Origin of the sequence: Pararhodobacter sp. CCB-MM2 (assembly GCF_001691415.1) — a bacterium.
Classification (GTDB): Bacteria; Pseudomonadota; Alphaproteobacteria; order Rhodobacterales; family Rhodobacteraceae; genus Pararhodobacter.
In genome coordinates this window covers 58403-72363 of the sequence record NZ_LRRR01000003.1, presented here as the reverse complement: position 1 = coordinate 72363, position 13961 = coordinate 58403, and the positions used below count along the sequence as shown (strand labels likewise).

General features: G+C 66.4%; 14 protein-coding genes. 10 read left to right on the top strand and 4 right to left on the bottom strand.

Features of this window, described 5'->3' with window-relative positions; all coding sequences use genetic code 11:
* Positions 1–118 precede the first annotated feature (118 nt).
* On the top strand, positions 119–718 hold the full coding sequence (locus BCY78_RS05245) for a CAP domain-containing protein (protein WP_068298838.1): 600 nt from the start codon (positions 119–121) through the stop codon (positions 716–718).
* Here BCY78_RS05245 and BCY78_RS05240 read toward each other — a convergent pair.
* Together BCY78_RS05240 and BCY78_RS05235 are read right to left on the bottom strand one after the other, a co-directional pair.
* The gene (locus tag BCY78_RS05240) at positions 715–1236 is read right to left on the bottom strand and encodes a murein L,D-transpeptidase family protein (protein WP_068298834.1); all 522 of its coding nucleotides are present in this window, start codon (positions 1234–1236) and stop codon (positions 715–717) included. The two genes, BCY78_RS05245 and BCY78_RS05240, sit on opposite strands and share 4 nt — an antisense overlap.
* Positions 1233–1679 carry an NUDIX hydrolase gene (locus BCY78_RS05235; protein WP_068298832.1) on the bottom strand — a complete coding sequence of 149 codons (447 nt, stop codon included), beginning with the start codon at positions 1677–1679 and terminating at the stop codon, positions 1233–1235. Before BCY78_RS05235 ends, BCY78_RS05240 begins: the two co-directional genes overlap by 4 nt.
* A 124-nt stretch (positions 1680–1803) precedes the next feature.
* Here BCY78_RS05235 and BCY78_RS05230 point away from each other — a divergent pair, with 124 nt between their 5' ends.
* The 8 genes from BCY78_RS05230 to BCY78_RS05195 all read left to right on the top strand — a co-directional run bounded on the left by BCY78_RS05230 (position 1804) and on the right by BCY78_RS05195 (position 10825).
* A complete protein-coding gene (locus tag BCY78_RS05230; RefSeq protein ID WP_068298831.1) occupies positions 1804–2817 on the top strand; it encodes an Hsp33 family molecular chaperone HslO in 1014 nt (337 codons plus the stop codon).
* Between the two features lies 1 nt (position 2818).
* On the top strand, positions 2819–3403 hold the full coding sequence (locus BCY78_RS05225; RefSeq protein ID WP_139103094.1) for a CoA pyrophosphatase: 585 nt from the start codon (positions 2819–2821) through the stop codon (positions 3401–3403).
* Positions 3400–4551 (top strand): CCA tRNA nucleotidyltransferase, encoded by a 1152-nt coding sequence (locus BCY78_RS05220; RefSeq protein WP_068298828.1) that lies wholly within the window; start codon positions 3400–3402, stop codon positions 4549–4551. The genes BCY78_RS05225 and BCY78_RS05220 overlap by 4 nt, the downstream gene beginning before the upstream one ends.
* 47 nt (positions 4552–4598) lie before the next feature.
* Complete coding sequence (locus BCY78_RS05215) at positions 4599–6446, top strand: ABC transporter ATP-binding protein (RefSeq protein ID WP_068298825.1); 1848 nt, start codon at positions 4599–4601, stop codon at positions 6444–6446.
* 101 nt (positions 6447–6547) lie between these two features.
* Entirely contained in the window at positions 6548–8383 is a 1836-nt protein-coding gene (locus BCY78_RS05210) for an ABC transporter ATP-binding protein (protein ID WP_068298822.1), read from the top strand.
* Positions 8383–8805: a VOC family protein gene (locus tag BCY78_RS05205; protein ID WP_068298819.1), complete on the top strand. Its 423-nt coding sequence runs from the start codon at positions 8383–8385 to the stop codon at positions 8803–8805. The genes BCY78_RS05210 and BCY78_RS05205 overlap by 1 nt, the downstream gene beginning before the upstream one ends.
* Complete coding sequence (locus tag BCY78_RS05200) at positions 8802–10019, top strand: class I SAM-dependent RNA methyltransferase (protein ID WP_068298817.1); 1218 nt, start codon at positions 8802–8804, stop codon at positions 10017–10019. Before BCY78_RS05205 ends, BCY78_RS05200 begins: the two co-directional genes overlap by 4 nt.
* A gap of 23 nt (positions 10020–10042) precedes the next feature.
* On the top strand, positions 10043–10825 hold the full coding sequence (locus tag BCY78_RS05195; protein ID WP_068298814.1) for an ion transporter: 783 nt from the start codon (positions 10043–10045) through the stop codon (positions 10823–10825).
* A 19-nt stretch (positions 10826–10844) separates the two neighbouring features.
* Here BCY78_RS05195 and BCY78_RS05190 read toward each other — a convergent pair whose 3' ends face one another.
* On the bottom strand, positions 10845–12044 hold the full coding sequence (locus tag BCY78_RS05190) for a PP2C family protein-serine/threonine phosphatase (protein ID WP_255402851.1): 1200 nt from the start codon (positions 12042–12044) through the stop codon (positions 10845–10847).
* 227 nt (positions 12045–12271) lie between these two features.
* On the opposite strand from BCY78_RS05190, the gene BCY78_RS05185 reads away from it, so the two are divergent.
* On the top strand, positions 12272–12598 hold the full coding sequence (locus BCY78_RS05185; RefSeq protein WP_068298811.1) for an Hpt domain-containing protein: 327 nt from the start codon (positions 12272–12274) through the stop codon (positions 12596–12598).
* A gap of 90 nt (positions 12599–12688) precedes the next feature.
* Here the strand turns inward: BCY78_RS05185 and ilvA are convergent, their stop codons facing one another.
* Positions 12689–13936 carry a threonine ammonia-lyase IlvA gene (gene ilvA / locus BCY78_RS05180; RefSeq protein ID WP_068298808.1) on the bottom strand — a complete coding sequence of 416 codons (1248 nt, stop codon included), beginning with the start codon at positions 13934–13936 and terminating at the stop codon, positions 12689–12691.
* Positions 13937–13961: the final 25 nt, after the last annotated feature.

The window sequence follows — 13961 nt, the reverse complement described above, 5'->3', positions numbered from 1 at the left end:
GAAAATGCCTTTTTCGCAACGCGCTGGACGCTGCGACCGGCTGTCTCACGCCGAGTTGCATTTGAATTGCCGCAGGCTTTTCGCTATGCCGGACGGGCTGGTTATCCACAGGTCTCCGATGCTGCGTACTGCCCTGCTCTCGCTTCTCGCCCCCTTGTTGCTGGCGGCCTGCGTGTCTTCGGGCACGGGCGGCCCTGTCGCGCAGCTGGGTCCGGATGGTCGTCCGGTGCAGAGCGTCTATCGCATCTCCGACGCGGACATCCCTGAGATTCAGGCCCGCATGCGGGATGCGCTGAACACCGTGCGTCAGCAATCCGGGTTGATGCCGGTGGAATTTCAGGTCGCGCTGACCTCTGCCGCCGCGACGCATGCGCGCGACATGTCGGTGCAGGCGCGGCCGTGGCATTTCGGTTCGGACGGTTCGTCGCCGATCGATCGGGTGCATCGCGTTGGTTACACGGGATATTTCATCGGCGAGGTGGTCTCGGAAACCTATGAGACCGAGGTCGAGACCCTGACCGCATGGCTGTCGCAGGAGGACACACGCGCGATCCTGATGGACCCGCGCGCGCAGGATCTGGGCTTTGCGTGGTACCAGGAGCCGAACGGCAAGCTGTGGTATGTGCTGGGTCTGGGCAATTCGGCAACGATGCCCACCAATGCCGCCCAGACGCTGGAGCAGCAGGCCCCCGTCGCCGATACCCGCCCCAACCGTTAAGCGCTCAGGATGATGCGCGTGCCGTCCTGCACCATCGCGTAGATCTCCTCGATCTCGCGGTTGGACACGGCGATGCAGCCATCCGTCCAGTCGCCGCGCCGATAGCGGCTGAAGCGCGAGCGTTCACCGAGCCCGTGGATGAAGATGTCGCCGCCCGGATCGACGCCGGCCTCCTGTGCGCGGGTCCTGTCCTCGGCATTCGGGTAATCGATGCCAAGGGACAGGTGAAAGCGGCTCTCGGGGTTGCGGCGGTCGATGCGGTAGCTGCCTTCGGGCGTGCGCGAATCACCCTGTTGTTCCTTGTGTCCCAAGGGGTTCTGACCGAGCGCGATGTCATAGGTCCGCAGGCGCGTGGCCCCGGACCACAGCTCCATCTGCCGGTCGGCCTTGAAGACGCGGATCTCGGTCACCTCGGGGCCGTCATAGTCGCGGAATTGCGGCCCGCGCGAGCAGGCGGCAACCAAACCGCCGGCTGCTAGTGCCAGAAACGGCCGGCGCCCAAGAACGCGCGGGGTCATCGCATCAACTCGATGGCGCGGTGCAGGAAGGCGGCGTCGCCATCATTGCCCACCAGCTCCATCGCCTCGACCGGGTCCAGCCAATGCGCGCTATGCCCGGCCTCGCTGGGCGGGCCCAGACGGCGGACGGGCAGGCCGAGGTAGATCATGCAGACCTTCTCGGCCCAGAGGTCGTATTCGGGCATGTAGGTGAAGCGCCGGAAAGTCCCCAGCCGCTGCATCACGGACATGCGCCAGCCGGTCTCCTCGAACACCTCGCGATGCAGCGCCTGAATGGGCGATTCGCCGGGATCCACGCCGCCGCCGGGCAGCTGGAACTCGGGCCAGGGATCGCTCTGATGGGTCAGCAGGACCTGCCCGCCGCGCCACAGCACGGCATAGGCCCCGGGACGGCGGGTATAGCGGCGACCCTGCTCGGGCCCCGGTCCGAAACGCGGGTTCATGGCCCACTCCTGTATCTGCTCGTGGCTCTTGTCGGGGGCGAATCACCTTTGCCCCTTGGCCCTGCGGAAAGGATTCCTATATGACGGCCTCAAAACCAAGCCCCATGATGTGAAGGTTCTGCCCATGACCCTCGGTGCGCAAATCGCCTGGGATGATACGATCCTGCCGTTCCAGCTGGACAAGGCCGATGTGCGTGGCCGCGTCGCCCGGCTGGATGGTGTGCTCGATACCGTGCTCTCCCAGCACCAATATCCCGCCCCTATCGAAGACCTCGTCGCCGAGGCCGTTCTGCTGACCGCGATGATCGGCCAGACGCTGAAACTGCGCTGGCGGCTGTCGCTGCAGGTCCGCGGCAAGGGTGCCGCGCGTCTGATCGCCACCGATTACTACGCCCCGACCGAGGATGGCGCCCCCGCCTCGATCCGCGGCTGGGCGAGCTATGACCTTGAGCGGCTGGACATGTCCGCCCCGGGGTTCGAACAGATCGGCGAAGGCTATCTGGCGATCATCATCGACCAGGGTGAGGGGATGCAGCCCTATCAGGGCATCACGCCGATCGCCGGCAAGTCGCTGTCCGATTGCGCCGAGGCCTATTTCGCCCAGTCCGAGCAGCTGCCGACCCGGTTCCAAACCTCGTTCGGCCGCACCCTCATGCCCGGCAAGCCTGAGCATTGGCGCGCCGGCGGCGTGATGCTGCAGCACATGCCCAAGGCCAGCCCACATGCCGTGCAGCCCGAGGCCAAGGACGGCGCGACCGGCGAGAACGGCCTGCTGCATGCCCGCGATCTGGTCGATGGCGAGGATGCCGAGAACTGGAACCGCGCCAACATCCTGCTGGATACGGTCGAGGAGCTGGAGCTGATCGGCCCGAGCGTCCATCCGACGGACCTGTTGGTGCGCCTGTTCTCCGAGGAAGAGCCGCGCATCTACGATCCGCAGCGCATCGAGTTCGGTTGCTCGTGCTCCGAGGACAAGGTGCGCCAATCGCTGTCGATCTACTCGGCGAAGGACATTGCCTACATGACCACGCCCGAGGGCACGGTCACGGCCGATTGCCAGTTCTGCAGCGCCCATTACGTTCTTGACCCGAAGACCGTCGGTTTCGAGGCCGAGAAGAAAGATGGCGATGCCGAGTGACATGATCGACCGGGTGCGGGCCGCGCTGCAAGGCGACGGCCCGTCCTCGAGCGATTTCGACCTCAATCCCCAGTTCCGCCCCAAGGGGCTGAAGCTGCGCCCCGCCGCCGTGCTGATCGCGCTGTGTCAGCGGCCCGACGGCTGGGCGATACTGCTCACGAAGCGCGCCTCGACGCTGAAGCATCATCCCGGCCAGATCGCCTTTCCCGGCGGCAAGGTCGATCCCGGTGATGCCGATGCGCAGGCCGCTGCGCTGCGCGAGGCGCATGAGGAAGTGGGCCTTGATCCCGCCTTGGTCGAAGTGCTGGGCGAAATGCCCGAGCATGAGACCGTCACCGGCTTCACCGTGATCCCCATCCTCGCCGTTGTGCGTGCGCCCTTCACCCCGGTGGTCGAGGCCGGCGAGGTCGAGGAAGCCTTCTTCGTCCCGCTGTCCCATCTGCTTGATGAGCGCGCCTATGCCATCGAGAGCCGTCGCTGGCTGGGCACAAAACGCTCCTATTTCGCCGTGCCCTGGGGCCCCTATTACATCTGGGGCGCGACCGCGCGGATGCTGCGCGGGCTGGCGGCAAGGATGGCGGGATGAGGATCTCCGGCGACTGGCTCGACAATCCCGGCACGCAGGCCGTGCTGGGCATGCTAACCGGCGCCGGCCATCACGCCCTCGCCGTCGGTGGCTGTGTGCGGAATTCCCTGCTGGGTGTGCCGGTCACGGATGTGGACATCGCCACCTCGGCCTTGCCCGAAACAGTGTCTAACCTTGCCGAAAATGCCGGTCTTCGCGCCGTGCCGACCGGCATCGCGCATGGCACGGTGACCATCGTGGCGCATGGCGAAGGCTTCGAGGTCACCACCTTCCGCCATGACGAGGAAAGCTTCGGCCGCCATGCGCGCGTGAGCTTCGGCGCCTCGCTGGAGCAGGACGCGGCGCGGCGGGATTTCACCATGAACGCGCTCTATGCGCAGGCGGACGGCACAATCGTCGATCCGCTGGGCGGTCTGCCGGACCTGCACGCCCGGCGTCTACGCTTCGTCGGCGATCCGGATGCGCGGATCCGGGAGGATTATCTCCGCATCCTGCGGTTCTTCCGGTTCCACGCCCAATATGGCGATCCCCAGCAGGGGCTCGACCCCGACGCCTTGGCCGCCTGTGCCGAACATTCGGCCATGTTAGAGACGCTTTCCGCCGAGCGTATCACCGCCGAGCTAAAGAAGCTGCTGGCCGCCGAGGACCCCGCGCCTGCCGTCGCCTCGATGGCGCAGACGGGGGTGTTGCTGCACGTCCTGCCCGGCGCGCAGCCGCAGGCGCTGCCGCTTCTGGTCCATCTGGAGGAGGGCAAGCCCGGCAGCTTCATCCGCCGCCTCGCCGTGCTGACCGAGAGCGTCGAAAGCCTGCGCTTGTCGAAGGCCGAGGCACGCGATTTCGGCAAGGTTAGAGACGCTTTTTCCTCGATGGACAGCCCCGCCGCCTTGGGTTGGAAACTGGGCCAACGCCTTGCGACCGACGCTCTTCTGGGGCGCGCGGCGCTTCTGGAGACCCCGCCCGCGCCGGATTGGGCACGGCAGGTGATGCGCGGGGCGCAGGCGGATTTCCCGCTGAAACCTGCCGATCTGATGCCGATGCTGATGGGGCCGTCGCTGGGCCTCGCCCTGTCGCGCGCGCAGACGCATTGGCTGGCCCACGACCTTGTGCCCGGCAAAGCCGAGCTCTTGGCACTTCTGGGGCTGGCCTGACCCCCGGTCGCGACCTAGATTGCCTTCACTTGTGAAGGACGTCCCGCGTGTACAAATTCTTTGAAAATCTGGTCGACCCCTATGTCGACTACCCCGAACAGGACACGCCCCCGCGCAAGCTGTGGCCGTTCCTGGGCCTGTACATGCGCCCGTTCCGCAAGGTTTTTGCTTTTACCGCGCTGGCCTCGTTCACCGTGGCGATGATCGAGACGGGCCTCTTGTGGTACATGGGCCGCCTCGTCGACCTGCTGGAGCAGACCGGTGCGCAAACCTTCTGGGCCGAGCACGGCTTGGAGCTAGCGATGGCCGGGATCTTCCTCTTGGTCCTGCGGCCGATCCTGCAGGTGATCGACGTAGGCCTGATCAACAACGCGATCCTGCCCAATTTCGGCACGCTCATTCGCTGGCGCGCGCATAAGCATGTGCTGCGCCAATCGGTTGGCTGGTTCGAGAACGATTTCGCCGGCCGGATCGCCAACCGTATCATGCAGACGCCGCCGGCAGCGGGTGAGGCGGTGTTCCAGATCTTCGACGCGCTGACCTTTGCCGTGGCCTATATCATCGGCGCGGCGGTACTGCTCTGGGGTTCGGACCCGCGGCTGGTGTTGCCGCTTTTGGTCTGGCTGGGGCTCTATGTCCTGCTGGTGCGCTGGACAATCCGCAATGTCGGCCCGGCCTCGCAGGCGGCGTCCGATGCCCGCAGCGCGGTGACGGGTCGCGTCGTCGACGCCTATAGCAACATCCATTCCGTGAAGCTGTTCGCGCAGGCCGGGACCGAGACCGATTACGCCCGCGAGGCGATCGAGCATGCCCGCATCACCTTCCAGAAGGAGATGCGGATATTCACGACGATGGACCTGTGTCTCGTCGCGCTGAACGGCTTCCTGATCGTCGCGGTCGTGGGGTGGTCGGTCTGGCTGTGGTCGGCGGGCTCGGCGACTTTGGGGATCGTCGCGGCGGCCTCGGCCTTGGTGCTGCGCCTCAATGCGATGACCGGCTGGCTGATGTGGGCGGTGTCCTCCTTCTTCCGCAATCTCGGCGTCGTGGCCGAGGGGATGGAGACCATCGCCCAGCCGGTGACCCTGACCGACGCGCCGGGGGCCAAGCCGCTGACGTTCCACGAGGGCAAGATCGAGATCGAGGGCGTGAGCCATCATTACGGCCGTGGCTCGGGCGGGTTGGACCGCGTGTCGATGACCATCCGGCCGGGTGAGAAGATCGGGTTGATCGGGCGCTCGGGCGCCGGGAAATCGACCCTCGTAAAGCTGCTTTTGCGGTTTTACGACCCTGAGCACGGGCGCATCCTGATCGACGGACAGGACGTGACGCAGGTCACGCAAGACAGCCTGCGCCGGCAAATCGGCATGGTCCAGCAGGACACCGCGCTGCTGCATCGCTCGGTGCGTGAGAACATCCTCTATGGCCGCGAGGGCGCCTCTGAGGCGCAGATGATCGAAGCCGCCAAACGCGCCGAGGCGCATGAGTTTATCCTCGAGCTGGCGGATTCGGACGGGCGGCCCGGCTATGACGCGCGGGTCGGCGAGCGGGGCGTGAAGCTGTCCGGCGGTCAACGCCAGCGGATCGCCATCGCCCGCGTGATCCTGAAAGACGCGCCAGTGCTGGTGCTGGACGAGGCGACCTCGGCGCTGGATTCCGAGGTCGAGGCGGCAATCCAGGAGACGCTTTACGGCATGATGGAGGGCAAGACAGTGATCGCCATCGCGCACCGGCTCTCGACCATCGCGCGGATGGACCGGATCGTGGTGATGGATGACGGCCGCATTGTCGAAGAGGGCAGCCATGAAGCGCTGCTGGCGCAGGGCGGGCTCTATGCCGGGTTCTGGGCGCGGCAATCGGGTGGGTTCATCGGCACCGAGGATGAAGCGGCGCAGTGAGGACTCGGGGAGGGGGCGCTGCCCCCACCGCCTTCGGCGGCCCCCCCGGAGTATTTGAGACAAGATGATGAGAGGGCGCGGGGCATCCCGTGCGAACATGAATGAGCCTGTCGACCCTGATCCACCCCTTCCGCCCCGCCGAGGGCGCGCCGCCCCGGACGTTGATGGCCTTCGTGCGCTGGGCGCTGGACGGGGCGTGGCCCGGGATCTGGATCGCCACGGTGATCTCGGCAGCCGGGGGCGTGACCGAGGTTCTGTCAGCCTGGGTCATGGGCATGGTCGTCGACGCGGCGACGGGCGGGCAGGTGTCGAGCTTCTTTGCCGACCATTGGCTCCTGCTGGCGGGGTTTGCGGCGTTCTTCCTGCTGGTGCGGCCCATCGCCTTTGGCCTCAACAGCGCGGCGAACTTCCTTGCCATCGCGCCGAACGTCGACCCGCTGGTCTTGTCGCGGCTGAACCGTTGGACGATGGGGCAGGACATCGGCTTTTTCGACAACGACTTCGCCGGGCGGATCGCGCAGAAGCAGCTGCAAACCTCGCGCGCGCTGACCGAGGTGGTGAGCGAGAGCATCAACACCGTGGCCTTCGCGCTGTCCTCGATCCTCGGGTCGGTGGCGCTGATGACGGCGATCGACTGGCGGCTGGGTCTGGTGCTGCTGGTCTGGGCCTCGGGCTATGTGTTCATGATCCGCGCCTTCATGCCGCATATCCGCAAGCGCGCGGCCGGGCGGGCCGGGGCGCGGGCCATGGTCACCGGGCAGGTTGTCGACACGATCACCAACATCCGCACCGTGAAGCTGTTCGCCCATGCCCGGTTCGAGGATCAGAACGCCCTCGACGCGATGAAGGGCTACCGTGAGCGCGTGCTGGCCTATGGTCGCGTCTCGGCCACGTTCCGTATCTGCCTGATGCTGGTGGCGGGTCTGTTGCCCGTGGCGCTGGTCGGCGGGACGCTGTGGCTGTGGACGCAGGGCGCGGCCTCGACCGGGGCGATCGTCGCCGCCGGGACCGTGGCCATTCGTCTGGCGCAGATGACCGGCTGGGTCAGTTTCACGCTGATGGGCATCTACGCCAATATCGGCGAGGTCGAGGACGGCATGCGCACCCTCGCCGTGACCCATGCCCTGACCGATGCCGAGACCGCGCGCGAGATGCCGCCGGTGCTGGGCGAGATCCATTTCGACAAGGTTGGCTTTGCCTATGGCCGGCGCACCGGGGGCGTGGACGCGCTGGATCTGAAGATCCGGCCGGGTGAGCGGATCGGCATCGTCGGGGCCTCGGGTGCAGGGAAATCGACCCTCGTGTCGCTGCTGTTGCGGCTCTATGACACCGAAAAAGGCGCGGTTCGCATCGACGGGATCGACGTGCGCGACGTCACGCAAGAGAGCCTGCGCCGCCAGATCGGCATGGTCACGCAGGACACGGCGATGTTCAACCGCTCGGCCCGCGACAACATCCGCTACGGCCGCCCCGATGCGTCCGAGGCCGAGGTCATCGCCGCCGCCGAGGCGGCCGAGGCGCATGACTTCATCCAGGACCTGCGCGACAACGCCGGGCGCAAGGGCTACGACGCGCAGCTGGGCGAGCGCGGGGTGCGGTTGTCCGGCGGGCAGCGGCAACGGATCGCGCTGGCGCGGGCCTTCCTGAAGGACGCGCCGATCCTCGTGCTGGATGAAGCGACCTCGGCGCTGGACAGCGAGGTCGAGGCGGCGATTCAGGAGACGTTGAACGACGTCATGGCGGGTAAGACCGTGCTGGCCATCGCGCACCGCCTGTCCACCATCGCCCAGATGGACCGCATCATCGTCCTTGACGCGGGCCGCGTGGTCGAAGAAGGCACGCATGACGAGCTTCTGGCGCGGAACGGCCGATACGCCGGCTTCTGGGCGCGCCAATCGGGCGGATTTCTGGGCGTGGACGAGGACGAAGAGGCGTGATGGATCTGGAGACAGTGGGGGCCGCCGAGTTCGGCCGCAGTCTGGACGGGCTGGGCGTGAACCTGTTGACCCGCGATGTGCGCGGGCTGGCGGCCTTCCTTGAGGGCTGCTTGGGCCTGACGATCCACCGTCTGTCGGATGATTTCGCGCTGGCCCGGCATGGCGCGGTGCTCATCCAGCTGCATTCGGACGCCACCTTCTCGCGCCATCCGCTGCACGACATCCTGCCCGAGAACCCGCCGCGCGGGGCCGGAGCGCAGTTCTATCTGTTCGGAATCGACCCTGACGCTGCCGTTTTGCGTGCCGAAGCGCATGGCGGCACGGTCATCGAGGCGCCCGCCGACAAGCCGCATGGCCTGCGTGAGGCAACGATCCTCTCGCCCGAGGGCTATGCGTTTTCACCGGCGAGGGCCTCGGCATGATCACCATCGAGCGTCTGAACATTCGCGGTGAGGGCATCGGCGGCGGGCTGACAGTGGCGCGGGCACTGCCCGGCGAGGTCATCGGGGGCGAGGCGGTCGAGGGGCGCATCGCCCAGCCGAAGATCGTTACCCCGGCGGCCGAACGGGTCGCCGCGCCCTGCAAGCATTACAAGTCCTGCGGTGGTTGTGCGCTGCAGCATGCCGCCGATCCCTTTGTCGAAAGCTGGAAGACCGGCGTTGTCCGGCAGGCCTTGGCCGGGCAGGGGTTGGAGGCCGAGTTCCGCCCGACCCTGACCTCGCCCGCCCGTTCGCGCCGTCGCGCCACTCTGGCCGGGCGCCGATTGAAATCTGGCGCGCTGGTCGGCTTCCATGCCCGCGCGTCGGACACCGTCACCGCCATTCCCGGCTGCACCCTGCTGGACCCCGCGCTGATCGACGTGCTGCCGGCGCTGGAGGCGCTGGTCGTTGAGGGCGGATCGCGAAAGGGCGAGGTCAAGCTGACCGTCACCCGGTTCGAGCAGGGGATCGAGGTCGCCGTGAGTGAGGGCAAGCCGCTCGACAAGGCGCTGCATCTCAGCCTGCCGCAGATCGCAGGCGCCCATGGATTGGTGCGCCTGTCGTGGAACGGCGAGGTTTTGCTGCAGGAGCAGCCGCCGACGCTGGCCTTCGGGCGCGCCCATGTCTCGCCGCCGCCGGGCAGCTTCCTGCAAGCCACGCCGCAGGGCGAATCCGCGCTGCTGGCCGCCGTGAAGGAGGCCGTGGGCGCGGCGAAATCCGTGGCCGACCTGTTTGCCGGCGCCGGGACCTTTGCCCTGCCGCTGGCCGAAACCGCCGAGGTGCATGCCGTCGAAGGCTTTGCCCCGATGCTTGCCGCGCTGGACCTCGGGTGGCGCAATACGGCGGGGCTGAAGAAGATCAGCACCGAGGCGCGTGACCTGTTTCGCCGCCCCCTGATGCCCGACGAGCTGAAGCGCTTCGACGCCGTGGTCATCGACCCGCCGCGCGCCGGGGCTGAAGCTCAGATCGCCGAACTTGCCAAGGCGCAGGTGCCGGTCATCGCGCATGTCTCGTGCAATCCGGTGACCTTCGCGCGTGACGCGAAAACGCTCATCGCGGCGGGCTATCGGCTGGATTGGGTGCAGGTGGTGGACCAGTTCCGCTGGTCGGCGCATGTGGAACTTGCGGCCCGCTTCTCGCGCGCCCATATCGGCTGAAACGCCCCCTGACCGGACCGATCATGCCCCTCAGCGACCGCATCCTCTCCTTCCTCGACCGCCCGATCGTGCGCAACGGCATCATCGGGGTGATCCTGCTCAACGCCGTGGTCTTGGGGCTGGAGACCTCGGATGCCGTGATGGCGGCGGCGGGGCCGCTGATCGTGGCGATCGACATGGCTTGCCTTGCGGTCTTCGTGGTGGAGCTGGCGCTGAAGCTGGTGGCGCTGCGGTTATCGTTCTTCCGCTCAGGCTGGAACCTGTTCGATTTCGTCATCGTCGGCATCGCCATCGTACCGGGCGCGGGCAATTTCAGCGTGTTGCGGGCCCTGCGGGTGCTGCGGCTGTTGCGGGTGATCTCGGTCGCCCCGACGCTGCGCCGCGTGGTCGAAGGCTTCGTGCGCGCGATCCCCGGCATGGGCTCGGTGATCGTGTTGATGGGGATGATCTTCTACATCTCGGCCGTGCTGGCGACGCAGCTCTTCGGCGATGCCTTCCCGGAATGGTTCGGCGATCTGGGCGCCTCGACCTATTCGCTGTTCCAGGTGATGACGCTGGAAAGCTGGTCGATGGGCATCGTGCGTCCGGTGATGGAGGTCCATCCCTACGCCTGGGCCTTCTTCGTGCCCTTCATCCTGATCACCACCTTCGCGGTGGTGAACCTGCTTGTCGGCCTCATCGTCAACTCCATGCAGGAAGCGCATAACGAGGAAGACGCTGCCCGCACGGACGAATACCGCGACGAGGTTCTGGCCCGGCTAAAAGCCATCGAAGCGCGCCTGCAACAGGATGCGGCGCGCGACTGACCCTCGGTCCAAGCGCGGGTTATTCGCCGAAGCCGTATTCGAACAGGGCGCAGGACACGTCGTCGGGGAAATCCTCGGACCCGTGCCAATTGGCCAGTTCCCACATCAGCGCATCGAGCAATTGCGCCCCGCCCAAGCCGTGCAGCTTGCGCAGCAGGCGCTCCAGCCCTTCGTTGCCCAGCTCTTCCCCGTCGGGATCAGGGCATTCGGTGACACCGTCTGAAACAAGGAGCAGCCGCTCGCCGGGTTGCAACTGGGCCTCGAAACCCGTCCAGTCGGCGTTGTCCAACAGGCCCACGGGCAGACCGCCATCGCCGAGGAAGGTGATGCTGCCATCGGCGTGCTGCACAATGGGATGGGGGTGACCGGCCTGCACCATGCGCAGACGACCGCTCTCGCGGTCGATCTCGGCATAGGCGAGCGTCACATAGCGTTCTGTCTCGATCTCGGAAAGCATCAGCCGGTTCATCGCGGTTGCGACTTCGGCCGGGGGGCGGCCCATCGGGCCGTCGCGACCGACGGAAATGGCGATGTTCTGATCCGCCGAGGTGCCGGACAACAGCCCGGACAACCGCGCCGTCAGCAGGGCCGAGGCCACACCGTGTCCCGAGACGTCAAAGGCATAGAGGCCGGTGATCTGGGGCGTGATCTCGAAGAAGCCGACCATATCGCCGCCGACATGACCCGAGGGGCGCAGCATCAGGCTGATATGCCCTTCCGGGTAGCGGTGATTACGCTCCCGCAGCAGCGATTGCTGGAGGTTCCGCGCCTCCACCAGATCGCGGTCGAGCGAATCATAGAGCGCACGCAGACGGGCCAAGGTGTCGGACAGAAGCGCGTTGTTGCCGCGCAGCGCGCGCTCCATGGCCAGCACCCGTTCACCGGCGTTGATACGGGCGCGCAGTTCGGCCTGATCCAGCGGTTTGGACAGGAAATCGTCGGCGCCGACATCCAGCCCTTCGGCCACGGCGCTCTTCTCGGATTTCGAGGTCAGGAGAATGAAATAGACATAGCGGTCCGAGGGCATCTCCCGCAGGGCGCGGCAGAATTCGATGCCGGTCATGCCGGGCATCATCCAGTCGGACAGCACCAGATCGACCGGTACCGTCTTGCACAGTTCCAGCGCCTCTACCCCGGAGGCGGCGTGGTGGACGGTGAAGCCCCGGTTGCGCAGCCCGGCCTCGACGATCATGCGCTGGGCGCGCGAATCGTCCACGATCAGCACATGCCTGATCGCCCGATCATGGGCGGGCGGACGCGCGGGTCGCGTGTCGATCGGAGAGGGAGCTACTGAGGGCACTGCGCACCTGTCGAAATTAATACTACTGTTGTTCCTCACGCCGCTTAAGAAAAGCTGAAGCCCTGCGTCGATTTGATGGTTTCCCGGCCGTTAGCTTTCGATTAGCGCTTGTATGACATGCTGTCGCAAACAGCGGAGGTTTGGACATGATAGACTGGTCCCATGTGGCAGAATTGAGGTCGGATATGGGCGAGGCCTTCGACGAAGTCGTCGAGGTCTTCCTGCAGGAGGTCGAGGAAGGACTCGCCCGTCTTGATCCCGCCGGTCCCGCCGAGGATCTGGCGGCCGATCTGCACTTTCTGAAGGGTGCGGCGTTGAACCTGGGGTTCCGGGAATTCGCGGCGCTTTGCGCGCAATCCGAGACGCAGGCGAACAACGGTGAAGCGGCGAAAGTCGACCTGCCGGCCGTGCGCCGCAGCTATGAGAATTCGCGCGTGGCTTTCATCGACGGTCTGCCGAAGCTGGCGGCCTGACGACCGCCCGGCCGGGTTTCAACGCCTGCCGCGTGTTGCCGTCGCAATCCCGCCCTGGTTCCGCTCAGGGCAGGGATCGCTCGGCGCCGCTCAGACGAGGAAATTCGCCAGCGTCTCGTCGATGGTCACATCGCGATAATCGAACCCGGCTTCGGTCATGCGGACGAAGAGCTCGGTGATGTTCTCGGCCCGCGAGGTTTCGATGCCGATCAGCACCGAGCCGAAGTTGCGGGCCGATTTCTTCAGGTATTCGAAGCGCGCGATGTCGTCCTCGGGGCCGAGGATCTGCAGGAAATCGCGCAGCGCACCCGGACGCTGAGGCAGGCGCAGGATGAAGTATTTCTTCGTCCCGGCAAAACGCATGGCGCGTTCCTTGACCTCGGGTAGACGCTCGAAGTCGAAATTCCCGCCCGAGGTCAGGCACAGCACCGTCTTGCCGCGGATCTCCTCGGCGAGGTCGGGCAGGGCGTCGATGGCCAAGGCGCCGGCGGGTTCCAGTACGATGCCTTCGACGTTCAGCATCTCCAGCATGGTGATGCAGATCCGGTCCTCGGGCGCCAGCAGCACGGCGGCGGGATCGGCATCCTTCAGCGTGGCGAAGGGCCGGGCGCCGATGCGCGCGACGGCGGCACCGTCAACGAAGCCGTCGACCTTGTTCAGCGTCACCGGCTCGCCGGCCTTCAGCGCGGCACTCAGGCTGGCGCCGCCCAGCGGCTCCACATAGCGCAGGGTCACCGGGGCACCGAGGGCCTCGAAATACCGCTTCACGCCCGAGGCCAGACCACCCCCGCCGACCGGCAGCACGATGATGTCGGGCGCGCGGCCCAGCTGGTCCATGATCTCGGCGCCGATGCTGGCCTGCCCCTCGATCACGTCGTCATCATCGAAGGGCGACAGGAAATGGCCACCGGCCTCGGCGCAGAAGGCCTGCGCGGCGGCAAGGGCCTGATCGAAATAGTCGCCGGTCAGCCGGATCTCGATCGCTTCGCCGCCGAAGGTGCGGGTCTTGTCGATCTTCTGCTTCGGCGTCGTCACCGGCATGTAGATCACGCCCTTCTTGCCGAAATGGCGGCAGGCGAAGGCCACGCCCTGCGCATGGTTCCCGGCCGAGGCGCAGACGAAGATCTCCTGATCCGGGCTTTCCTCAAGCAGCCGGGTCATCGCGTTGACGGCGCCGCGGATCTTGTAGCTGCGCACCGGCGTCAGGTCTTCGCGCTTGAGCCAGATATCGGCCCCGAAGCGGTTCGACAGGTGATCGTTGCGCTGCAGTGGCGTCGGCTCGAAGAGCGGGCGCAACTGGTCGGCGGCGGAGCGGGCAGAGATCAGGATATCGCGCATCCTTCCCCCTTACTGCCTGCCCCCC